Here is a 23,690-nt window from a genome sequence, read left to right on the forward strand (position 1 = left end):
AAGAAGATTATGGCACTTCAAAAATACGACGACCGCTGGTGGTCGGATATTATCCGGACTGAAATTCGTCTTCCCCTGAAAGGACCTCGCGGGTTCTGCGCCCTTCTCCCGTTACGACCGGGAGCAAGGTTGGCCCGGGCTACGGTGCTGAAAAAGATGACAGACGGGCTCGTTTCGAAAGCCCGAGCGCTCGTTGCCCGCCATCCACCGGCCATGTCGCCCGGTGAGTCCGCCGACCCGGCCGAAGCCTATCTGCACGCCTGCCTCGCCGTACCCTTCTTTTGTTATGTGTCGCCAGCGACTTATAGCCTCGCAGACGAGATCACCAGCAATAAACAAGGCATTGCGCGCAGCGCCCCCGCGCCGGAGGATGCGGTGTGAGCAGCCGGCCAGTTGTCACCAGCGGGAACGTCGTCTTTTCGCTGAAATCATTCCTTGCGGCCATGCTGGCATATTTTGTTGCCATCAGCTTCGATTTGAACCGACCGTCCTGGGCAGTTGCAACCGTCTATATTGTCGCTCATCCCCTCTCCGGTGCGATATCGTCGAAATCGGTATATCGGCTTCTGGGCACGGTCATCGGCGGCGGTGCGACGATCCTCATGGTCCCGAACCTGGTGAACGAACCGATATTGCTTTCCGGCGCGATCATCGTATGGGTCTCCGGGTGCACCTTTGTCAGTCTTCTCGATCGCACACCACGCAGTTATGTTTTCCTGTTAGCCGGCTATACCGTTCTTCTCGCAGGACTGCCGCTCGTCAACGCCCCGGCAAACACCTTCGATATTGTCGTTTCCCGCACCGAAGAGATCGGGCTCGCGATCATATGCGCGTCGATTGTCAGTCACGTAGTTTTTCCGGTTCACGTGGGGACAGCGCTTCTCAACCGGATCGATGGATGGATGGCCAGAGCGCAGAAGCTTTTCGAAGTCACAGCAACCGGCAAAATGGACGAAACCCAAAATCGGATGGAACGCCACGCCCTGACGGGGGAGGCGGCCGATCTGCGGTCGTTCGCGGTGCATCTTCAGTATGACGGATCCAGATACCGAAGCAGAGTGGCGCTGGTGAAGTCGCTGCAGCACCGGATGGTTTCCTTCCTGCCCCTACTGAGCGAACTGGAGGATTTGCGACGATCGCTGGGAAGGTTGGACCCTGCCGGCCGGGACAAGGCATTGGCGATAGTCGCGGAGGCGGATTCGCGTCCGGGAGGCTCCTTCTCCACGATCGATGCGCTTGCCTTCCCCGCCTCGCTGCCGACATGGGAAAAACTCCTCCTTGTCAATTTTACCCGAGACTTGCGGACTGTTTCTCGGCTCTCTGACGAGTGCCTTACTCTTCGAAAATCCATTGAAGATGAAAACGGAGCAAGAGGCGCCCGCGCGCCTGATAGAACGCCCGCACCGCATCGCGATATCGGAATGGCGTGGCTGTCGTCGGTGGCGGTTGCAGTATGCCTCGTAACATCGCTCTTCTTCTGGATCGCCACCGGCTGGTCCGACGGAGTTACCTTCGCCCAGATATCCGGTGTCCTTTGCGGCCTCCTTGCCACCATGGACGACCCGGTTCCTGCCATGCGCAAGTTTGTTAATGTGACGATCGGTGCAGCCATTGCGGCATTCGTCTACGGCTTTGCAGTCCTTCCGGTAATCGACGGGTTTGCATCGCTCTCTGCTGCTTTGGGGTTGTTTCTGATACCGGCGGGCATATGTCTTGCAGTGCCTTCACTCGCCATTGTCGGCATGGGGCTTTGCATAAACTTTCCCCTTTTTCTCACCCTTCAGGCACATCCCGCGACAGATTTCGGCACATTCGTGAATGCTGCGGGGGCGACCATACTCGCAATGGTCTGGACGATCACGGTTTGCGGCCTCTTTCGATCCGTGCGAGTTGAGACAAATGCGAGAAGGCTTCTTTCTGTTGTCCGGAAACATGTCGCGAACATCGCCGTTGGTAAACAAACCGACATTCTCGCCGCCCATTATCGCATGATTGACGTTGCCGGCCTGTTCGCCTCAAGACTGGCGAAACTGCCTCCGGTGTCGGAGGTCGGCGGCTATGACCCGTTAAGGGATATCCGGGCAGGGCTGCATCTGATTGCAATGCAGGAGCTTTTACCCAAGGTTTCGAACGGTATTCACCTTGCTGCACAACCGGTCTTTCAGGCGGTCACAATTCTATACCGCGGCCGTGCCGGTAAAGGTGGAAAAATCCTGGAAAGCGCCGTCCTGGCGCTGGATGATCTGATCCTTTCTCCTGCGGCCATCACCGTGATGGATAACGAACTTCTGCTGCGCGCCGCTGCTCTTCGCCTGTGCATTGCACCGGACGCTGACGCGCCCGTTCCCCAGATACCCGGGTCTTGGAGGAAAGCCGCTTGAAGGAACAGCTCGATCTCTATGGCATTTTTCTGCCCTCGTTCGCAGCGCTCGCATTGTTTGCGTATGCAGGATTTCGTCTTCTCACATCACTTCTCGAAAAGATGGGGTTTTACCGGATGGTATGGCACCGCTCCCTGTTCAACCTTGCGCTTTACATTACCCTTGTCGGCGGATTTTCTGCCGCTATCGACTGGTTTCCATGATCATGAAAAATCTGACGTTTACCGCGGGTCGAGTGCTTCTCACCTTCTCCATGACGGGATGCGCTGCGGTGCTGGGCTGGCACCTATGGTCTTTCTACATGGAGGCACCATGGACGCGTGATGCCCATGTCCGGGCGGATATCATCCGATTGGCACCAGATGTTTCCGGGCCTGTCGCCGAGGTTCTGGTGTCGGACAATGCACAGGTGGAGAAAGGAACGCCGCTGTTTCGCATCGAAACAGATCGCTTCGAGCTCGCGCTGCGCGAGGCAGAAGCGCAGGTAACAGCGACAAGGGCGGCGGCGGAGCTGGCGAAAACCGATTTCGAACGGTATCAACTGCTTGCATCAAAGGAGGCGGCAAGCCTCAAGGAGCGTCAGTACGCCGAAAGCCGGATGTATCAGGCAGAGGCCGCCTATCAATCTGCGCTGGTTGCCCGGGATCTGGCAAGGCTCAACCTGGAGCGCACAACGGTCAGGGCACCGGCATCCGGTGCAATCACCAACTTTTCCCTGCGCAGGGGTAACTATGTCGTTTCCGGCAACGCCGTGGGAGCCCTGGTGGAAGAAGAATCCGTCTATGTCGCAGGATATTTTGAAGAAACGAAGCTCCCCCGGATCCACATTGGCGATCCGGTAACGATCAGTATCATGGGCGAAGCTCAGTCGGTCACCGGACGTGTCGCAGGCATTGCCGCGGGCATTGAGGATCGGGAGCGAAGCGATAATGCGGGTTCTCTGGCAAGCGTCGCCCCGACATTCTCATGGGTCCGACTTGCCCAGAGAATCCCGGTGCGGATCGAGATCGATGACGCCCCAAAGACGGTTCGGCTCGTTGCGGGAAGGACCGCAACCGTTTCGATCGAGCAGAGGAGTAACCGGGTGGCACTTCGTCATCCGTTACCCTCCGCCATCACACCCTGATCGCTACCGAAGCAGAGTTTTGAGGGGACCCGCGGTTCCAAGCCACGGCAGGCCGAGATGGAACCGCTGGTGGCAGAGACCGTTCGTTCCATGATCCAAGGGGAGCGCGATGTTTGAAAATTTCAGGCTGGAAATGATCAATGTCCCGGAAACGACACTACGGGTTCGCCATGGCGGCAAGGGCCCGCCGCTTCTTCTGCTTCACGGACATCCGAGAACACACACAACCTGGTACAAGGTGGCTCCCATTCTGGCCGACAAGTTCACGGTTGTTTGCCCCGATCTGCGAGGTTTTGGCAAGTCTGGCAAGCCGTCTGACCCCTATGATCATGAAGCGTCGTCAAAGCGGGCCAAGGCTCGTGACTGTGTTGCGCTCATGGAACATCTCGGTTTCGACCGGTTCTTTCTGGCCGGCCACGACCGTGGAAGTTACACGGCATTTCGCACCGCGATGGACCACCCGGCAAGAGTTGAGAAGCTCGCGATCCTCGACGGTGTTCCGATCCTCGACGCGCTGGAGCGATGCAATCTTCGCTTTGCACAGCAATGGTGGCACTGGTTCTTTTTTGCTCAACACGACAAACCCGAGCGGGCCATCCTTGCCGATCCCTTGGCATGGTATGGCGGGAGCGAGGCTTCGATGGGAAAAGAAAACTTCGCGGACTTCCGCTCGTCCGTCGAAGACCCCAGGACTGTTCAGGGCATGCTGGGTGATTATCGCGCGGGTATGCACATAGACCATCTCCACGATCTTGATGATCGAAATTGCGGAAGAAAGCTGACATGCCCACTTCATGTCCTTTGGTCGCTGCAGGACGATCTGGAAATGTTGTACGGAGATGTCCTGTCGGTATGGCAGCCCTGGTCAACCCTTCCCCTTTCGGGTCTGGGAATAGACTGCGGACATCACATGGCAGAAGAGGCTCCAGCGGAACTGGCGCATGAGCTCATCTCGTTTTTCACCGCATGAGGCTGTCGATTTCGTCCGCCCCTTGCTGTGTAGGCGATGGGCGTTGTCGCCGGATTTTACCGCCCCGCAGTCGAACACCCGGGACCATAGAGTTGCACCTCTTCCATTCGATCAGGACCGCGACCTCAATCCGGAACGGAGCAGCAGCATAAAGGCGGGCGCACCTATAATTGCGGTGATGATGCCCGCCGGAAGTTCGAGTGGCGCAATAATGCTGCGACCGATCGTGTCGGCGAAAGCGAGCATCACAGCGCCGAGCGCCATCGCGACAGGAAGGCTTTTGGCATGGCGCGCTCCGGCAAGGAGCCGAGCCGCGTGGGGCGCGAGCAAGCCAACGAAACTGACGGCTCCGATGGAAGAAACGGCGATTGCCACCGCGACGGCGGCATAGAGCATCGCGTATTTGCTCGCATTTCCCGTCGCGAGGCCCAGTGAGCGGGCTTTTTCGTCCCCAAGCAAAAACGCATCAAGATGACGGCTGAACAACAGGCCGATGGCCGACAGGGCGAAGACCCATGGCATCAATACGACTGCGTCGGCGTAACCACGGGCGTGCGTCGAGCCGATGAGCCACGAAAGTGCCTGAGCCGTTTGCAGGCGAGCCTCCACGACGATGATCGTTGCGGCCGCGCCCAGGCTTGCTGCGATTGCGACACCGGCCAGGACGAATTTCTCAGGAGAATATTTCGGCGCCAGCAACCGGAGCAGCAAGAGCACGGTAATGGCCCCGGCCAGAGCGACCGCCTGGAAAGTTGGCGTTGCGGGCGCAAATCCCAATAGGAGCGCGACGAGGCTAAACAGCGCTGCTCCCTGTGTAAGGCCCAGCGTCTCCGGCCCGCACAGCGGATTGCGCGTCACCGCCTGAAAGACGGTGCCGGCAGTAGCCAGCAATGCACCACAGCCAAGTGCCACAAGAAGGCGAGGCGCGCGCAGGTCGAGGTTTCCCGTCACCTCGGCAATCGTCAGTGAAAGTCCGTCGCCTGTCGCGAGACTTGCCGCGATGACTATCAGGCCCAAGGCGGCAAGCGCTGCCGCGGCAAGGGGCAGGGGCGGGGGCGCTATCCCTACGGGCAAGCCGATTCGGCGCTCTCCCCCGATCTTCGCCTTCCGGAGCAGGAGCAGCATGGCCGGTGCACCAAGGCAGGCAACCGTAACGCCTGTGGGTATGCTCGTGCCATTGTGCGCGAGGGACTGCGTGACGACATCTGCGAGGAGCAGGGTGTTTGCTCCCCAAACCATCGAAAGCGGCAGATGGCGATGATGCCGAATTATACCCAATGCGCGCAAAACATTCGGGACTGCAAGGCCGATGAAGCCAATCGGCCCTGCGAGGGTAACGGCGGCGCCGCAGAGAAGAACGCCGACGAGCAGACCGAAAAGTGTGACGGCCCGCGTCACCCCGAGACTGGCCGAGGCCTGATCTCCCAGTCCCAGCAAGTCCAGGGCGCGCGCCATCACCATCAGCATCAGGAAAGACAGGAGCACCAAGGGGATCGCCGTGGCGACCCTGGCCCATCCGGTCTGGTCCAGGATACCGGAGGACCAGAGCAACAAACCGGACGCCCGTTCGTCGGCGAGAAGCACGATGGCCGATGATATGGCGGAAAAACAAAGTGATACGGCGATACCCGAAAGAGCCAGCCGGCCGGGCGCGGCTTGAAAGCCGCCTGCCAGCGCGAGACATGCAGCTGCGCCGGCGAGGCCGCCTGCGCTTGTTGCGATGATGGGTGGCAGAGCCAAGGGCAGCAACAAGGTCGATACAACGAGGAAAAGCTGCGCGCCGCTGGTAACGGACAGTATATCCGGAGCCGCCAAAGGGTTTCGCAAGACGGTCTGGAGAACCGAACCTGCCAGCGCGAGGGCGGCGCCAGTTGATATTGCTGCGACCATACGGGGCGCCCGGGTCGTTTCCAGAATTGCCTGCGCGAGTGTTTCCGGGGCTGTCGGAAAAAGAAACACGTCCCTCCAGCCGACCAGACTGCTCCCCACTCTGAGTTCCAGCGCCGCCAGGAGCAGCAAAAGTATCACGCCAACGGGCCAGACAAGGGATGGAGCCAATCGATGAAGGGCGAGGCGAGACAAAGTCATGGTTGAGCCGAAGCCGGGCGGTTTTGCCGATTGCCGGTGCCGACCCAATCGACCATGCAATAGGTTCGCCCGCTTCCGTCGGGATGTGGAACGAGATCGACGTCACACTCAAAGGCCTGCCGCAGCAGGTCAGCCCGAAGCACCTTGTGTGTCGGCCCAGCCGCGAGAACCTGACCCTTCTGCATCAGGACGACGTCATCGGCGACATCCATAACCTGATTGAGATCGTGAAGCACCGCGATGATCGTGAGCCCTTCCTCCGAGTTGAGTTTGCGCAGGAGTGTCAGCAGCTCGGCCTGATGTCTGATGTCGAGAAAGCTCGTGGGTTCATCAAGAAAGAGGACACGCGGTTCCTGCGCCAGAGCCATGGCCAGCCAGGCGCGCTGCCTTTCACCGCCGGAGAGGGTCGTGAGTTGACGCGCACGTAAGTGCTGGAGGCCGACGCGAAAGATGGCGCTTTCGATAATTCTGCGGTCCCGTGCCGACAGGCGTCCCAGCCAGGGGCGATGAGGATAACGGCCTTGTTCAACGAGTTCCTCGACGCTCAGACCGATCGGAACCTCCGGCGTCTGGCTCATGACGGCAACCTGACGGGCGACGGTGCGCCGTGACAAAGCGTTGAGTTGCTGCCCGGACAGGTGGACCTCGCCCTCCGTCGGTTGTTCGAGCCCGGCGAGGCATTTGAGCAGCGTGCTTTTCCCGGAACCGTTCGCGCCGCATATGACGGTAATACGGCCTTCGAATGCGATCGAATCGACCTGCCGAAGCGCTTGAGTCTGATCATAGATGACGCTGAGACCAATCGCCTGAGCGGCGATTGTCTGCGTCTTCTGTTTGCTTGCGAGCCCCGTCATCCGGCAGCCTCGCGCATGGCTTTGCGCAGAGAGGACAGGCTGCGATAACCGACGTCTGCGGCCGCCTCTTCCAGGCGCGCTCCCTCCGCCTGCCGGCGCATGACATGCGCCATGCGCAAGCGACGCCGCCATTCGGCGAAACTCATGCCCGTCTGGATTCGGAATTTCCGGGTCATGGTGCGCCGGCTCATGCCGAGATTGTCTGCCCAGCGGTCAATATCAAGATCGAGCGATGGGGTTTCGGAAAGATCCCGGCACAGCCGCTGCAATCGCCTGTCACTTGGCATTGGAAGCGCAAACGGGCCTTCCTCCGCATTGGCAATTTCTTCGAGTATCAGAGCTGCCAGATGTCCGCCGCGCCCATTTTCGTCATAAAGAGTTGGTTCCTTCAGGAACGCTCCAACCGTGGCCGAAAGGAGCGTCGAGGTCGAGATGACACGTGGCGGCTCCCACGGCATGGCGATCCCCGGGTCCGGCTCGATATAGACCGACTGCATGGAAACCCGCCCGTGTGAATGGACGGCATGTGGTATCTCCGGCGTTATCAGCAAACCGTAACCACAGGGGATGATGAACGAGGTGTCGGGGGTGCGGGCGGTCATGAAGCCGTCGATGATCTGGAGCAATTGCCCTCGGCGATGGCTGTGCCAGCCAAAATCGACGCTTTGCTCGTAGGTCCGCGCCATGGCAGCGACAGGCCGCGGCACATTTTGAAGATCGGCTGCCCTTTGCGGCTGTTTCATCGTGTTTCCAGGCAATGGGATTCCTCACGGGGGCCTTGCCGCCGCATCCAACGGGAAGAGCCATAGTCGCGTCGCGTCCGTATTTCAAAAGGAAAAATTGGCCCGATGGAGCAGAATAATATCATCTAACAGGATCGGGCCACAAAATGGCCCGCAAGAGCTCGATTTTGACCTGACAATGCTGATAAAAAAAGTCTAGTTAAGCGGCCAAGCGTGCGGGAAAAGAAAATCACTGCGGACAGTCCGGAGTAGCCCTTACGCAGTATTCCTATCACAGGTCCTCGAATGCAGAACACCCACCTTCGCCTTCGCACATCAACCTGCCACGTCACCAGACAGCAGCTCCTGTTTCTGGTGTCAGGCGTTGCGTTGGGGGCGCTTGTCCTCCAGCCGGGAAGGGTTGAGGCGCAAGAGGCAAATGGGTCCACCGTGCTTGAGCCAATCGTCGTACAGGGAAAGACGGGCGCCAAAGGGGCGCGTGTCGAACAGCGTGGCTACGTTGCGACGCAATCGGCTTCGGCCACCAAGACGACGACGGCGATTGCCGAGACGCCGCAATCCGTCTCCGTGATTACCCGTGGCGCGATGACGGATCGAGCCGTGCAGACGGTGGCGGACAGCCTGCTCTATAGCGCGAACGTCAACGGCCAACGCTACGGTAACGACCCCCGTTCGGATTACTTCAGCATCCGCGGCTTTAGCGCCGATCTCTATCTCGACGGCTTACGCGTGCCGCAGATTGCAAACCAGACCGGTGGCTATGCCGGCTTTCGAGTGGAACCCTACTTCCTTAATCGCGTGGAAGTGCTGCGCGGACCAAGTTCGGCGCTTTTTGGACAAACGAATGTCGGCGGCGTCGTCAACATGGTCAGCAAGGATCCGTCAGAGACCGCTGGCGGAGAAGTCTACGCGCGCTTCGGAAGTTATAATCAGAAGGAAGCAGGGTTTGACGTCACGGGCCCTGTCGGTGCGGATTCAAATCTTACCTATCGCCTGGAAGGCATTATCCGCGACAGCGAAACAATGAACGATTTCGGCAAGAACGACCGTTTCGCCATCAGCCCGACAGTCAGGTGGTCGCCGGATGAAGATACCAGTCTCACGGTTTATGGCGCCTATATGAAGGATGACGCCGGCCAGGTGCCTTCGCTTATTCCAGCACTCGGGAGCATCTATTCCAATAGTCTCGGTTTGACGATACCGCGCAGCTTTTCGGACGGCGATCCCTCGTTGGCGATTTACGACAAGGAAACGGCCTATATTGGATATCGGCTCGAACATGCAATTAACGACGATCTCGTTCTACGCCAGAATTTCCGGTACTCATATCTGGACGTCAATTATCAAAACCTTTTCGGCAACGGCCTTTCGGCCAACCAGCGCACACTTTCACGCCTCGTTTACAATGCGCAGCCAACGCTCAACGCCGTGGCGCTGGATACCAATCTTGAGTACAAGTTCGACAGTGGGCCAATCAGCCATACGCTTCTCGGCGGTATCGACGTGCAGTGGCAAAACCTTGTGAACAGGACAGGATCACGCAGTGGCCCCACACTCGACCTGTTCAATCCGGTCTACGGCGTTGGCGTACAGCCGGCAGCACTGACGACACGTCTTGATCAGACGCAGCGTCAGGTCGGTTTCTATCTCCAGGATCAAATGGAACTCGGCGGGCTTCGACTGACGGTTGGCGGCCGCCAGGACCATGTCAGCAACGATTCCGACAGCACCACGCTTGCCAGCGGTCTTACCACCCGATACCGGCAGGACGATAGAGCCTTCACCGGCAGGGTCGGTGCCGCTTATGTCCTTGATAACGGCCTTGTGCCCTACGCGCTTTATTCCACGTCCTTCTCCCCGGTGCTGACATTGGCGCCAACGCCGCTGAAGCCAACCAAAGGCGAGCTGAAGGAAATCGGCGTGAAATTTGCGCCACAGGGCGAGGACTTCAGCCTCACTCTTTCCGGCTTCGAGGCGACGCAGCAGAATGTCGTCAACCGTGTTGCAGGCGTTTATTACCAGACTGACGAGGTGCGCGTCCGCGGGATCGAACTGGAGGCCAACGCCACCCTTTGGGACAGTCTCAATGTTACTGCGGCGGCGAGCTGGCAGGATCCTGTGGTAACCGAGAGCCAGACGCCCACCCAGATCGGGAAAATGCCGTATACCGTTCCAAAGCAGCAGCAGTCGCTGTTCGTGAGTTATGATCTGCCGATGCCGGACAGCTGGAACGGCAAGCTGACAGTCGGTGGTGGTGTCCGACGCATCGGCAAGACTGCCGGGGACACCGCGAACTCATTCTTCGTTCCCGGTTATACGCTGGTCGATGCCTTTGCCCGTTACGAACATGATCGCTATTCGTTCCAGCTCAACGGCTACAATCTCGGAGACAAGACCTACGTCGCCGGTTGCAACACCACCACGCAGTGCTATTACGGGCAGGGTTTGACTGTTGTCGGAACAGTGAGCGTGAAGTGGTAGCGGATATAGGCAGACGATCGTTCTTGAGTGGCGCGGTGGCTTTGATTGCGGCGCCAGGGTCGCTTGCCGCCTCAGGACCCTCGCGCCTGGTCACGCTCGATTGGACTGCGACCGAGATTGCGCTTTCCCTTGGAATATCGCCGGCTGGATGCGCGGAAATCTCCGGGTACAGAACATGGGTCGATGTCGCAAATGAAGGCCTTTCCGATGCCGTCGACGTCGGAAGACGACAGCAGCCCAGCCTCGAGGCGGTCCGCAAACTGCAGCCTGACCTCATCTTGACGTCGCGGTATCGGCACGCGTCCATTGCTCATGCGCTCGGTGAGATCGCTCCGGTTCATCTGATCGATGATCAGGAAAATGGCGGTGACATGCTGGCGGGCGTCTGTCAGAGCGCCCGTCAGGCGGGCGCAGCGCTTTCGCGATCGGATGACGTCGCAAGGCTCCTCGGACGTTTCGATGATGAGATCGAAAACCTGAAATCGCGCCATGCCGGGCAGGTGGCAGGCCGCAAGCTGGTCGTGGCGCAACCGTTGCCGGGCGTTCCGCGGTTGCGCGTCTTTGCGCCCAACGCCGCAATTTCCGGCCTTCTCAGGAAGATCGGCTTTGCCGATGGCATTGAAATGTCAGCGCAACCTTTCGGTTTTACGACAATCGATCTTGAAGGACTTGCCTCCCTTGGGAGCGACAGCACCTTGTTCGTCCTCGGCGAGACCGTTCCGGCTGATCTTCTCAATGCTTCGCTCTGGCCTATGTTGCCGGTCGTAGCGCAAGGAAATGTCCGTTTGACCGGCATGCCATCCTGGCCATTCGGCTCCACGGCATCACTGCAGCATCTGGCTCGCCAGATTGTCACCCGGCTCGTTTAGGCTGCGGGAGCGTATGCGAAGGTCGGAGATTCTTGGCGAATTGCTGCGGCAGTCGGCACATTCGCAATGGCGGGATTGCTTCCGGCGCAGGCGGCCCACTGATCTGGCTTTCACTGAATTGCTGGAGCCCGATTGTCTTTTGGCTGTCCTCAACAGTTACAGTCGCCGCCACGGGGCGAACGCGCCCATTGCCGCCGTTGCCGGGGAGTGGTCAAAGCGGTACTTCGCAAGGGTGATGAGACCGATTGCCACCGCAGCCATGTTACTGGATTGGCGGGTAACTCTGACGCCGGCGGACTTGAGCATCGAAATAAGCGGTGAAGGGGAGGTCGTTTCGCTCGGCCTGACTGATTTCGGCCACCCGGTCCGAGCGAAGTCCGCAGAGGAGCGTTTCGATTTTCTGATCAGGGGCAATATCGAAGCAGTTATCCGAGCTGTGTCCGAGGTGAGCGGGCTGTCTCGCAACGTCCTTTGGTCAAATGCGGGCAACCTGTTCGAAGGTATCGCCCGCGGTTACGCCGCGGATAATGATTGCCCTGGTGCAGGCGTCGCGGATGCACTGGCATTGCTTGAGCTGCCTCAGATGGCAGATGGCTCACGTAACCCGCTTTTCAGACCTATCCTTTACCCTGGAAGCGATGGCCAGCCGGAGCGGCTCCGCCGCGTCTGTTGTATCCGATATCTGATCGACGGACTGGATTACTGCAAGACGTGCCCGTGCCCGGGGCGGCACTGTTCTTCGGGAAAAAATTAAGGGCCTGCCGTAAGCAGATAGCGTGCCCCCTTTCAACAAATTTGCAGGACCTCAAACAACCGAAACGACGGGGCGCTGGCTCACGGCACCACGCAGCGGCCCTGTCGACCAAACTGGCACGCCATGGTACGGTTGCGATCTGTCCGGTAGGTAACGGCAAGTTGAGGATCAATCCGGGACGCCGTCGCGACCGATCTTCCGGCCTTCCTTCGGAGGTGTCGACCCAGGACGGCCCGGACGGGCAAGGGAACTGTCAACTGCGCATCAGCCGGGCGCCGCGGCATGCCGACTTAGCTTAGGGGATCTGAATGCTCATTCTTCTCGCAATGCTGATAGGGCTTGTCGCCGGTCTGCGCACCATGACTGCCCCGGCCGCAGTCTCCTGGGGCGCTTATCTCGGGTGGTTCGATATTTCTCCAAGCGTTCTCTCCTTCATGGGCTCGCTCTGGGCTGCGGCGATTTTGTCTGTGCTTGCCATCGTGGAACTGATTGCCGACCAGCTTCCCGGCACGCCCTCACGCAAGGTACCCGTTCAATTCGGAGCAAGGGTTATAATGGGCGCTCTCAGCGGTGCGACGGTCGCCGCAACTGCAGGAATGGTGGTTCCCGGGCTTCTCGCGGGGGTCATCGGCGCTGTCGTCGGAACCTTCGGCGGTGCATCCGGCCGCGCTTATCTCGCCAGGCATTTCGGCCGCGACCTTCCCGCCGCCCTGATCGAGGATGCGGTCGCCATCCTGCTCGCACTGATCGTCGTGGTGTCCGTGTCATGAGGGAGTATGACGCGATCTTCATCGGGGCCGGTCAGGCCGGACCATTCCTTGCCGCCCGCATGGCGGCGATGGGCCGCAAGGTGGTCCTGATCGAACGCAAATATCTTGGCGGCACCTGTGTCAACGCCGGGTGCATGCCGACCAAGGCATTGGTCGCCAGCGCCAAGACCGCGGAGGTTGCGCGGCGCGCATCCGAATTCGGCGTCACCATCAGCGGTGAGCCGATAGTGAACATGCCGGCCGTAGCGGCCCGCGCCAGGAAGGTGACCCTTGATGCGAGAAACGGTTTGGCATCCTGGTTTGACAGTCTCGAAACGATGGATGTGATCCACGGCCAGGCCAAATTCGTCGGTGCGAAGGCCGTGTCCGTGGACGGGACAGACTATACTGCGCCGCAGATTTTTATAAATGTCGGCGCGCGGCCACACATCCCAGACATTCCTGGCCTTGAGGACGTGCCATACCTCACGAGCACGTCGGTGATCGCGCTCGAGAAATTGCCGAAACATCTGATTGTTCTTGGTGGCAGTTATATCGGACTGGAATTCGCCCAGATGTATCGGCGCTTCGGCGCCGAGGTTACGGTCATTGAGCGTGGGCAGCAACTGGCGCCCAGGGAGGATACCGATATCTCGCAAGCCATTGCGGAGATTCTGAGTAGGGATGGCATCGAGGTTCTTTTGAACCGCAGACTCCTGTCCTTCACCAAGGAAGATGTGGGCGTCGTCGTGCGGACCGATCAGGGCGAAGTCAGTGGGAGCCATGTCCTGGTCGCCCTCGGACGGCGGCCGAACACCGATGATCTCGGTCTCGATCTTGCTGGCATCGAGACTGATCAACGCGGCTTCATCACGGTGGATGAGCGCTTGCAGACCACCGCAGAAGGCATTTGGGCCCTTGGTGACTGCAACGGGCGAGGCGCATTCACGCATACGTCCTACAATGATTTCGAGATCGTCGCGGCAAACCTCCTTGATGGCGGCAATCGAAAAGTGTCAGACCGCACCCTCGGTTACGGCCTCTACATCGATCCGCCGCTCGGACGCGTTGGCATGACGGAGCGTCAGGCGAAGGAGGCCGGTCACCGGATCAAGGTCTCGACCCGACCGATGAGCCGCGTCGGCCGGGCCGTTGAGAAAGGTGAAACGCTTGGCCTCATGAAACTCGTCGCCGACGCCGAAACCGACCGGATACTCGGTGCCGCTTTCCTGGGGGTCGGAGGTGACGAGGCGGTCTATGGCGTGCTCGACGCCATCAACCTGGGGGCCACAGCTGAAGAACTGCGCTGGGCTGTGCCAATCCATCCAACGGTCGGAGAGCTGGTGCCGACACTGATCAGCGACCTCAGGGAAACCTGACGTCCAGCCGGCCCGGCGAGGAGCGCAAAGGCTTTTCCGGATCGATGAGGCGACTGTCGCTCGTTTCGTTGGTTCAACGTCCGGCCTTACGCTCCACACGTGTCCGGCTGAGCTGCTCACTCGATTTCGGGAATGGCTTCTGCAGTATCCATAAACCGCAATCAGGAGCTGATATTTTCAGAAATAGCGATTTCTTTGCAACCTGCTAATCGGCGAGAAGTGAAGTTAGTGATTTGTTAAGCATAATCCTCCCACCATCGCTGTTGCTTGGTTCAATTTTTCAACTAGGTCTGCGATGCAGAACAGCCGTTTCCTCCATAACGTTCGTGCATCCCGCCAATGCCTCATGTCGACGGCACTGTTGGTCGTGGCGCAGGCGACGCTTTCGCCCGCCTGGGCACAGGTATCGATTGGCGGCGACAGCACACCATCGGATCCCGCGCTCGTCGATGGCAGTGTCGACCTGGACATCGGTTTTACCAGTTTCGGCAGGTTGACCGTTTTCAATGGCAGCATATTGACGAACAACGCAGGCTACGTCGGCGGCGATGCGGGAGGATTTGGCGTCGTAACGGTCTCGGGCCAGGATTCGCGATGGGACAATCTGGAGAATGTCGTCATCGGGCAATATGGCCGAGGAACCATCGACATCCTGGCAGGTGGGCTCGTGACCGGGGAAACCGGCTACATCGGCGCCAGCACCGGCGGCATCGGCATCGTGACGGTTTCGGGCGATGACGGTTCCGGCACTGCATCCAGCTGGTCTCTCCGGCAGGACCTGAATATCGGAGAGGAGGGGGCCGGTACTCTGAACGTCAGGCAGGGTGGTCATGTTTCTATCGCGGGGCGGGTCAGCGTCGGTTCCTGGGGGCAAGGCAATGTTGAGCTTTCCGATAGTGCCACAATCTCAAGCTATGACGCCATTATCGGTATCAGCGGATACGGAGAGGCCCTTCTAACGTCGGGCTCGTCCTGGACCGTCACGGATCAGTTCACGGTGGGGTTGTTCAGCCAAGGCGATCTGCGGATCGAAGACGGCGCCAGCCTGACCAGCAGCCAGGGCTATGTGGGCGCCAATTCCGGCGGCAATGGCAACGTCACCGTCACCGGCGCGGGATCGAACTGGGAAATGACCAGCTTCAACCTTAACCTGGGCAATTACGGAACCGGTGTCATGACCATCGACGATGGCGCGAGGGTCTACGCGAACAGCGGCGTTTATCTTGGCATATCGGACACCACGGCCAGCGGCACGCTGAATGTGCTGGGTGCGCCGGGCGCGCGCGGGGTTCTGGAAACCAGCGGTTTCCGAGGCGGGCTGGGCACGGCGAACGTCACGGTTAATGGCGGCATTGTCCGCGCCATCCGAGACAATACGAATTTTTTCAGCAATTATGGCGCGCAGCAGGTCACCCTGGGTTCCGGCGGCGGTATCATTGATACCAACGGTCACAATATCCGCGTCGCTCCGGTAATGACCGGACCGGGTAGTCTTACGAAGGACGGCCCGGGCACGCTGACGCTCACGGGTGCCAATAGTTATGGCGGCGGTACGACGATTGCAGCCGGCGTCCTGCAGCTGGGCGATGGCGGGACGCGCGGCAGCATCCTCGGAAATGTCGACAGCAGCGGCGTCCTGGCTTTCAATCGCTCCGACATAGTGACCTTCGGCGGGACGATTACCGGGACGGGTGGCGTTTGGCAGGTGGGTCCCGGGCAGACCATTCTCAGTGCCGATAGTTCAGGCCTCTCGGGTGTCTCCAGGGTGTATGGTGGCATCCTTTCGGTTAATGGTGTGCTTGGCGGGTCGATCGAAGTCATAGGCGGACGGTTGCAGGGCGTTGGTCAGGTAGGGACTACGACGAATTTTGCCGGCGGAACCATCGCGCCGGGCAATTCGATCGGCACCCTTACAGTCGCAGGCGATTATGCCGGCAATGGCGGCGTGCTGGAAATCGAAACGGTTCTGGGTGGCGACAATTCGGCCACGGATTTGCTGGTGGTAACCGGTGGTACCTCGGGCAGCACAAATGTTCGCGTCATCAATCTCGGCGGCGTCGGTGCGCAGACCAGCGAAGGCATCAAAATCGTCGATGTCGGCGGCGTATCCACGGGCGATTTCCACCTGCTTGGGAACTATACCTTCGAGGGGGACGCTGCCGTCGTTGCTGGAGCCTATGCCTATCGTCTCAACCAGGGGGGCATAAGCTCACCCGCCGACGGCGACTGGTATCTGCGGTCGGCATTGCTCAATGGCAGCGTTCCGACTGGGCCGCTATACCAGGCGGGAGCCCCGGTCTACGAGGTCTACGCCGCGGCGCTGCAGGGGCTCAACGAGCCTGAAACATTGCAGCAGCGCGTCGGCAACCGTTCATGGATGACCGGCACGAGCGAGACAGGCGCGTTGACCGAAGCAGCTGAGGACAAAACCGGCATATGGGGCCGCATTGTCGGCCGCCACGCCAGCATGGATTCCCGGTTCTCCACCACCGGCGCCAACCTCGACATCGACACATGGCAACTGCAGGCCGGCCTCGACCAGCAGCTGTTTTCAGGCGAGGCAGGCAATCTTTTCGGAGGGCTATCGGTACGATATGGCACCATTGCAGGTGACGTGACGTCGGTTTTCGGAAACGGTTCAATCAGCAGCGACGGCTATGGTGTGGGTGGATCGTTGACCTGGTACGGATCTGGCGGCTTTTACCTTGATGCCCAAGCCGGCCTGACCTGGTATGACAGCAGACTTGATTCCTCAACCGCGGCAACCCGTCTGGCATCGGACAATGGCGGCTTTGGCTATGCGATTGGCGTCGAGGCCGGCCAGCAGATCGCACTCGCCGGCAATTGGTCGATGACTCCGCAGGCGCAACTCACTTATTCCAACGTTACGTATGATCGTTTTACCGACGTCTATGGCGCCGCCGTTTCGCTGGACGAGGGTGACGACCTTACTATCCGGCTGGGCCTTTCGACCGACTACCAGAACAGCTGGAAGGATGAGGGCGGCGACACCAGCCGTATTCATGCTTATGGCATTGCCAATTTCTACTACAACGGTCTGCCGGATAGCAGGACCGAGGTCGCCGGCACGGCGCTCGTCAACACCCAGGACAACCTCTGGGGTGGTCTCGGGATCGGCGGGACATATGCCTGGGGTAACGAAAAATACGCCGTCCACGGGCAAGTGGGCGTCAACACAAGTCTCGTCAGTTTCGGCAGCAGCTACAGTCTTGTCGGCACGGCAGGACTGACCGTCAGGTTTTAAGACGGGCCAGGGATTGCCGACACGCGGTTCAATTTTCCGGGAGTGACTTGGTCTTGCTCAGCGTGAAACCGTGTCTGAAGGTCCGTAGATCTTGAGAAAGAGGTCCACGCCCCTTGCAACCTTGTGCTGGATCTCGGCGTCCGTCAGAGGCTGGCGGGCTCCAAGCTTTATCTCCAGATTGACAAAACCCAGCCACAATCCGGTCAGTCTTCCGCAGCGACGCCGGGATCAAGAGCACACAGTTCATCTTTGGACAAAGCCTTTGCGATAATCTCGGTGAGCATTTTTTGGCCGCGGCCGGGGCCAGCGTCGAAAAATTTGCGCGGTAGATCGGAATGGGCCGTTGATGCCGATGCGATCAATCTGTCCCATCCGTGCAGTTCACGTCCATTGATGAAATTAAGATAGCGCGTGCCGAAAGCGATCAAAGCTTCCTTGATCGACAGTGACTCGGACGCTCGAAACTGCCCGCCGGTGATCGTGAGGTCGGATTCTCGCTGGATTACCGCCTCGATGAGTTCTTCCTTGTTTGCAACGCGCGAATAGATTGTCGCCTTTGATACGTTTGCATGGCGGGCAATTTCTTCAAGCGTGAAGGATGGGGCCGGCCATTTAACTCAACAACGGAGGATGCTTACAAAAAGAGCGCCGGTAAAGCCGACGCTCTTTTTGTGCTTAGGCCAGGTGATGCGGCTTGGTCATTCCGTATATGGGTGTCTCGATGCCCACCTGGCGGGCTTTCAACTGCAGCGACAGATATTGGGAGTAATGGCGTGACTGATGCAGGTTGCCGCCGTGAAACCACAGCGCCTCCTGCTGTGTCGGTTTCCACATGTTGCGCTGCTCGCCTTCCCAGGGGCCTGGATCCTTGGTGGTGTTGGAGCCGAGGCCCCAGCATTTTCCGACCTTGTCCGCCACGTCGCGCGAGATGAGATCGGCGGCCCAGCCGTTCATTGAACCGTAGCCGGTGGCGTAGACCACGAGGTCAGCCGGCAGCTCCGTCCCATCCTTCAGGACGACTGCGTTCTCTGTCAGATGCGAGACGTCGACGCCAGACTTCAGTTTGATCGAACCGTCGATGACCAGATCGCAGGCCCCCACGTCGATGTAATATCCTGATCCCCTCCGCAGGTATTTCATGAACAGGCCCGAATCGTCGTCGCCGAAGTCGAGCATGAAACCGGCCTTTTCGAGCGCTTGGTAGAACTCGGCATCCCTTTCCCGAATCCTGTTGTAGATCGGGATCTGGAACTCATGCATGATCCGGTAGGGCAGCGACGCAAAGATCAGGTCGGCCTTGCGCGTCGTCATGCCGCCCTGAACCGCCCGCTCGGAATAAAGATCGCCAAGGCCGATCTCCATCAGCGAGTCCGACTTGACGATATGCGTCGACGAGCGCTGCAGCATGGTGACATCGGCGCCGGCTTCCCAGAGCGCTGCGCAGATATCGTGGGCCGAGTTGTTGGAGCCGATGACGACCACCTTCTTGCCGGCATAGGCATCCGGACCCGGATGCTGGGAAGAATGCTGCTGCTCGCCCTTGAAGATGTCCTGACCGGGGAATTTCGGCACATTGGCCTTGCCCGACATGCCCGTTGCCAGCACGAGCTGCTTCGGCTTGAGGACGACCTCTCTGCCGTCGCGATCGACGACGACGGTCCATTCGCCGGTCTTCTCGTCGTATTGGGCGGATTTGCAGGTCGTGGAGCCCCAGTAATTCAGTTCCATCACCTTGGTGTACATTTCCAGCCAGTCGCCCACCTTGTCCTTTGGGGTGAATACCGGCCAGTTTTCCGGGAAGGGAATGTAAGGAAGGTGATCGTACCACACAGGGTCGTGCAGGCAGAGTGACTTGTAGCGCTTGCGCCAGCTGTCACCGGGCCGCTCGTTCTTCTCTATGATGATCGTCGGAACGCCGAGCTGACGAAGGCGTGCACCGAGCGCGATGCCGCCTTGGCCGCCACCGATGATGACGACATAGGGCTGGGACGTGTAACCGAGTTCCGCCGCCTCGCTTTCGCGCTTTTCCTTCCAGGTCGTGCGGTTTCTGTCATGGCCGTGCTCCGCCCCCATCGGGCGGCGGAAGCCCTTCGGCTCCTCATGGCCTTTCAGTTCGGTCATGGTGGTCAAGAGGGTCCAGATCAGGCCATCCTTCAAACGGATATGGCCATAGCCGCGGGCAACCCCCGTTTCGAATTCGAACCAGCCTTCGGTAACGCCGCCCGCTTCGGAAGCGGCCTCCTTGGTGTCCTGCACAAAGTTGGACGGTTTGGTTGCGGCAAGCTGGCTGGAAAGCATGTCGCGGACCTGCTCGCGGCCTTCGAGGGTCTTCAGGTTCCAGGTAAAGGTCACCAGATCTCGCCAGTAGCAATCCGCCTGAAACAGGTTGGCGGCCGCGTCCACGTCGCCTTTCGCCAGCGCTCCTTCGAGCTTCGCAAGGGCCGTGTCGATCTTGGTTCCGGGGCTGATATCGAGCATTTATTCTCCTCCATGATTGCTTGGTGATGGTCACGGAACGCCGCTGCCGGGCGTTCCGTCAAAGCCTCCAAACCGCCGCCTTCAGGGCTCCTCTCCCTTCAGGCCTTGGCCGAGATGCTTATTTCGAGAGATCGATCAGGATCTTCAGGTGGGTGCCAGCCGGATCGAGGAGGGCGTCGAAGCCCTCTTTCACGGCCGTTTCAAGCGTGACGCGCTTGGTGACAATCTTCGTCGCCGGCAGGAGGCCGGATGAGATCAGGCTGATGACACGCGGCCAGTAATGGGTTGGATAGGCCCAGGAGCCTTTGACCTCGAGATCGCGGAACGTGACCTGGAACCAGTCGATCGGATTCTCATGCGGATGCAGGCCTGTCTGAACGACGACGCCCTGCTTGCGCACAGCATCCACGCATGCCTTCAGGGCGTGTTCGTTGCCGACGCATTCGATCGCAACGTCGCATCCCACCTGGCCCTCGGTCTGGGCGCGGACGACATCGCCAACCTTTTCGCGCTTCGGATTGATGACGACAAGGTCGGGCAGGACTTTCTTGGCAAGCTCGAGGCGGGCATCGTTCAGGTCCGAGACGAACAGCTTGGTGGCACCGGCCGCTCGGGCCGCCAGCAGCGTCAGCATGCCGATCGGGCCGGCACCCGTAACGAGAACGCTGTTACCGGCGGTGACGCCGCCACGGTCGCAGGCATAGACGGCAACCGCCGTCGGCTCGACGAGTGCGGCCTCTTCATCGGTCATCTCGTCTGGGATCTTCTGGACATTATATTCGTGAACCAGCGCGGCTTCAGCCATGCCTCCGCTATTCCAGCTGAGACCCACGAGTGCGAGTTGCGGGCTGAGATGGAAAAGGCCGCGGTCGGCGAAGTAGTCGCCGGAGCGCGGCATGACGAGAGGCTGGATCGAGACGCGGTCGCCGATGGCGACCGAGGTCACGCCTTCACCGATGGCTTCGACAACGCCGCCGAACTCGTGGCCGAGGACCTGCGGGCCGTGGGCGCCGGTAAACGGATGCGGCTCGGTCGGGATGAAGATCGGGCCATAGCTGTATTCGTGAAGATCCGTTCCGCAAATTCCGACGAAGCGGTTGCGGACGATGACCTGGCCCGGTCCCGCCTGTTTCGGCTCGGGGATGTCCTCGAGCCGCAAGTCCTTTGCTGCGTGAAATCTGAGGGCGCGCATGTTTCCTCCTTAAGGCTGCTTTTCATGCCATCAGGAGGAGCAACCGCCGTGCCAGCCGAGCCGATCGTCGAGAGGGCTGGAAATCACAGCGTTTTCAGGGAATGTGACGACGATTGCGCCACAGCTGTGGCGCGACAGGTGTGGTGGATGCCGCAATGAATGGCTTAGTGCGGACGCTCTATACCGAACCGTCTCATCCGGCGATGGAGCGTTGTGCGATCGATACCAAGACGGCGGGCGGCTTCGGAGACGTTGCCCTTGCAACTCGTGAGGACGGCACGCAGGTCTGCTTCGAGGCTGTCGCCGATGCGCACGCTGGCAGGCTGCGACAAATGATCCGGCAGGTCCGTGATCTCGATCACACCATCGTCGCACAGCGCTGCGGCAAAGGCGATGGCATTGTCGAGTTCGCGTATATTGCCTGGCCAGCGATGGTTGAGGAGCAGCAGCCTCGCCGCGCCCGACAGCGTCAGGCGGCCGTCCTTCGTATTGTGTTTATCGAGCAGCTGCTCGAGTAGCCACGGCAAATCCTCGCGTTCATGGAGCGGCTGTAGCGACAGGACGGCGGCGTTGAGCCGATAATAGAGGTCTTCGCGGAACCCGCCTGCCGCGACCATGCTGGCCAGCGATCGATGCGAAGCGGAGACGACACGGAAACCGACCTTGCGCGCGACCGAGCCGCCGACGGGAAGTACCTCGCCCTCGGCGAGAACCCTGAGCAACCGGCTCTGGGCGGCATAGGACATGTCGCCGATCTCGTCGAGGAACAGCGTTCCGCCCTCGGCCTCCTCGATCAACCCCTTTTTCCCCTTGGCCAGCGCCCCGGTAAAAGCCCCCGGGACGTAACCGAAAAGTTCGCTCTCGATCAGCTGCTCCGGAATGGCGGCGCAATTGACTGCCACGAAGCGGCCAGAAAGCCCGCTCATCTCATGAATGATGCGGGCGAGATATTCCTTGCCCGTCCCGGTCTCTCCCTGCAGCAATATCGGCAGTCTGCTGGGTGCAAGTTTGACTACCTTGCGCCTGAGGTCGTCGATCGCCGGAACATTGCCGCCGAGCCTGTTGATCGCCGGCGATCGGCCGGAAGTGCGGGCAGGCGGCACGTTGCCTGTGCGTTGCTGCGGTTCTATGGCATGGGCAAAGAGCAGCGAGCCGTCTCGAACGGCGATCCGCCGGTCCTGGGGCAGGCTGGCCCGGGTCAGCGAGGCTAACTCGTCGAGCCCCGCATGAAAGAAGTCCGTAACGGGCTTGCCGATCAGAAGCTCGGGCGTGCGCCAGTCGAGACCGCGCGACGCGGCAAGAAGCCGGGCGCCGCCGTGGGTCATGCCGGTGATGCGCCCCGCACCGTCTACGGATATCGCCGCTTCCGGATCGACGTCGAGAAACTCCGGCGCTCCCGCAAAGCGCAGGACCAGATCGTGACGGCTGTTTGCCATGAGATTGGCAAGCTCGATCCGCCGCACCGTCGACGAGACGAGATGACGCGCCATGTTCTGGCTGGCTTTCAGGATTGGCGAACTGAGGAGTGAAATGTCGAGAACGGCCGCCAATGATCCTTGCGTATCATAGATTGGGGCTGCCGTGCAGGACAGGGGTGTGTGGGTGATGTCAAAATGGTCGGTCTGGTGGATCGTCAGGGCCTCGCCCGTGGCAATGCAGGCGCCCACCGCGCAGGTGCCGGCCCGGGGCTCGGACCACTCGGAACCGAGATAGAGCCCCGCTTTGCGAAGATTGTTGTTGAAGGAGGGGTCACCCAGGAATTCAACGGTGACACCAAGCCGATCCGACAACAGCAACACGTAATTCTGTTCGGCAACCTGCCGGTAGAGCCGCTCCAGGCCGGAGCGGGCGATGTGTACCAGATCTTCCGCCTGCTGACGGTGTTCCCGCAGCCGTGTTTCCGAAACGATCACTGCCTCGCGCGCCTGCGCCGGATCGAGCTGGTAGGCGTCCAGACAGCGCCGCCAGGACTCCAGGACAACGGCGTCGCGGCCCGTGTTGGTTCCCTGTCCGACCCGCTCGATTTCCTTAACGTGGTCCGTAAAACCCATCAATCACCGGCCCTCGAAGGCCGCCTCCCGTGATCTGCCACAATAACATAGCCGCAATTGTTCAGTGTGACTAATGCTTCGGCAAATGTCAGGCATCATTTGGAACCTCGATCTCCGCACGGACGGAATGAGTGATCTCCGTGGGCGCTCCTGTAAAGGTTCAAACTATTCATGCGCTGCCCTCGTTGACTGTCCAGTCAACTTCGGCCAGCTTGCTGAACTCTGGGCCTGCCGGCGCCGGCAATGTCGAGCAGGCACCATGCAATCGCAACCGGCGTCTTAATCCTCCCGCAAGCAGCGGTGTGTAGTA

General features: G+C 59.8%; 18 protein-coding genes and 1 pseudogene. 11 read left to right on the forward strand and 8 right to left on the reverse strand.

Annotated elements, in window-relative coordinates:
* Positions 1–9: 9 nt before the first annotated feature.
* From FHW77_RS00410 to FHW77_RS00430, 5 genes are all read left to right on the forward strand, one after another.
* Positions 10–381, forward strand: coding sequence for a hypothetical protein (locus tag FHW77_RS00410; protein ID WP_045531398.1), 372 nt, complete (start codon positions 10–12; stop codon positions 379–381).
* Positions 378–2,381 (forward strand): FUSC family protein, encoded by a 2,004-nt coding sequence (locus tag FHW77_RS00415; protein WP_111814695.1) that lies wholly within the window; start codon positions 378–380, stop codon positions 2,379–2,381. The genes FHW77_RS00410 and FHW77_RS00415 overlap by 4 nt, the downstream gene beginning before the upstream one ends.
* A complete protein-coding gene (locus FHW77_RS00420; RefSeq protein WP_022563183.1) occupies positions 2,378–2,584 on the forward strand; it encodes a DUF1656 domain-containing protein in 207 nt (68 codons plus the stop codon). The genes FHW77_RS00415 and FHW77_RS00420 overlap by 4 nt, the downstream gene beginning before the upstream one ends.
* A 2-nt stretch (positions 2,585–2,586) precedes the next feature.
* Positions 2,587–3,507, forward strand: coding sequence for an efflux RND transporter periplasmic adaptor subunit (locus FHW77_RS00425; protein ID WP_111814729.1), 921 nt, complete (start codon positions 2,587–2,589; stop codon positions 3,505–3,507).
* 109 nt (positions 3,508–3,616) lie between these two features.
* Positions 3,617–4,477, forward strand: coding sequence for an alpha/beta fold hydrolase (locus FHW77_RS00430; RefSeq protein WP_111814693.1), 861 nt, complete (start codon positions 3,617–3,619; stop codon positions 4,475–4,477).
* A 111-nt stretch (positions 4,478–4,588) separates the two neighbouring features.
* Here FHW77_RS00430 and FHW77_RS00435 read toward each other — a convergent pair whose 3' ends face one another.
* The 3 genes from FHW77_RS00435 to FHW77_RS00445 are packed head-to-tail and all read right to left on the reverse strand — an operon-like array spanning position 4,589 to position 8,162.
* Complete coding sequence (locus tag FHW77_RS00435) at positions 4,589–6,505, reverse strand: iron ABC transporter permease (RefSeq protein ID WP_353618946.1); 1,917 nt, start codon at positions 6,503–6,505, stop codon at positions 4,589–4,591.
* 56 nt (positions 6,506–6,561) lie between these two features.
* Positions 6,562–7,419 carry an ABC transporter ATP-binding protein gene (locus tag FHW77_RS00440; RefSeq protein WP_111814689.1) on the reverse strand — a complete coding sequence of 286 codons (858 nt, stop codon included), beginning with the start codon at positions 7,417–7,419 and terminating at the stop codon, positions 6,562–6,564.
* Positions 7,416–8,162, reverse strand: coding sequence for an AraC family transcriptional regulator (locus FHW77_RS00445; protein WP_044459055.1), 747 nt, complete (start codon positions 8,160–8,162; stop codon positions 7,416–7,418). Before FHW77_RS00445 ends, FHW77_RS00440 begins: the two co-directional genes overlap by 4 nt.
* A 285-nt stretch (positions 8,163–8,447) precedes the next feature.
* On the opposite strand from FHW77_RS00445, the gene FHW77_RS00450 reads away from it, so the two are divergent.
* The 6 genes from FHW77_RS00450 (at position 8,448) to FHW77_RS00475 (ending at position 17,659) form a co-directional block, all read left to right on the forward strand.
* Positions 8,448–10,643: a TonB-dependent siderophore receptor gene (locus FHW77_RS00450; protein WP_111814687.1), complete on the forward strand. Its 2,196-nt coding sequence runs from the start codon at positions 8,448–8,450 to the stop codon at positions 10,641–10,643.
* 35 nt (positions 10,644–10,678) lie between these two features.
* Entirely contained in the window at positions 10,679–11,512 is an 834-nt protein-coding gene (locus FHW77_RS00455) for an iron-siderophore ABC transporter substrate-binding protein (RefSeq protein WP_353618947.1), read from the forward strand.
* Positions 11,513–11,747: 235 nt separating this feature from the next.
* Positions 11,748–12,266, forward strand: a complete 519-nt coding sequence (gene fhuF / locus FHW77_RS00460; protein ID WP_286086085.1) for a siderophore-iron reductase FhuF — start codon at positions 11,748–11,750, stop codon at positions 12,264–12,266.
* A 308-nt stretch (positions 12,267–12,574) separates the two neighbouring features.
* Positions 12,575–13,036: a DUF4126 family protein gene (locus tag FHW77_RS00465; protein ID WP_111814681.1), complete on the forward strand. Its 462-nt coding sequence runs from the start codon at positions 12,575–12,577 to the stop codon at positions 13,034–13,036.
* Positions 13,033–14,394, forward strand: a complete 1,362-nt coding sequence (locus tag FHW77_RS00470; RefSeq protein ID WP_111814679.1) for an FAD-containing oxidoreductase — start codon at positions 13,033–13,035, stop codon at positions 14,392–14,394. Before FHW77_RS00465 ends, FHW77_RS00470 begins: the two co-directional genes overlap by 4 nt.
* A gap of 346 nt (positions 14,395–14,740) precedes the next feature.
* Complete coding sequence (locus FHW77_RS00475; RefSeq protein ID WP_111814677.1) at positions 14,741–17,659, forward strand: autotransporter outer membrane beta-barrel domain-containing protein; 2,919 nt, start codon at positions 14,741–14,743, stop codon at positions 17,657–17,659.
* A 203-nt stretch (positions 17,660–17,862) separates the two neighbouring features.
* Here the strand turns inward: FHW77_RS00475 and FHW77_RS26575 are convergent, their stop codons facing one another.
* From FHW77_RS26575 to FHW77_RS00500, 5 genes and pseudogenes are all read right to left on the reverse strand, one after another.
* The gene (locus tag FHW77_RS26575; protein ID WP_210276959.1) at positions 17,863–18,087 is read right to left on the reverse strand and encodes a TetR/AcrR family transcriptional regulator C-terminal domain-containing protein; all 225 of its coding nucleotides are present in this window, start codon (positions 18,085–18,087) and stop codon (positions 17,863–17,865) included.
* A gap of 87 nt (positions 18,088–18,174) precedes the next feature.
* Positions 18,175–18,243 (reverse strand): annotated as a pseudogene (locus FHW77_RS26930) (TetR family transcriptional regulator); the annotation flags it as partial.
* 91 nt (positions 18,244–18,334) lie between these two features.
* Complete coding sequence (locus tag FHW77_RS00490; RefSeq protein ID WP_044459060.1) at positions 18,335–20,137, reverse strand: NAD(P)/FAD-dependent oxidoreductase; 1,803 nt, start codon at positions 20,135–20,137, stop codon at positions 18,335–18,337.
* A 118-nt stretch (positions 20,138–20,255) separates the two neighbouring features.
* The gene (locus tag FHW77_RS00495; protein ID WP_111814675.1) at positions 20,256–21,329 is read right to left on the reverse strand and encodes a 2,3-butanediol dehydrogenase; all 1,074 of its coding nucleotides are present in this window, start codon (positions 21,327–21,329) and stop codon (positions 20,256–20,258) included.
* A 164-nt stretch (positions 21,330–21,493) separates the two neighbouring features.
* Positions 21,494–23,380 carry a sigma-54-dependent Fis family transcriptional regulator gene (locus tag FHW77_RS00500; RefSeq protein WP_111814673.1) on the reverse strand — a complete coding sequence of 629 codons (1,887 nt, stop codon included), beginning with the start codon at positions 23,378–23,380 and terminating at the stop codon, positions 21,494–21,496.
* Positions 23,381–23,690 lie beyond the last annotated feature (310 nt).

Source organism: Agrobacterium sp. RC10-4-1 (assembly GCF_014138475.1).
GTDB classification, from domain to species: Bacteria; Pseudomonadota; Alphaproteobacteria; order Rhizobiales; family Rhizobiaceae; genus Agrobacterium; species Agrobacterium pusense.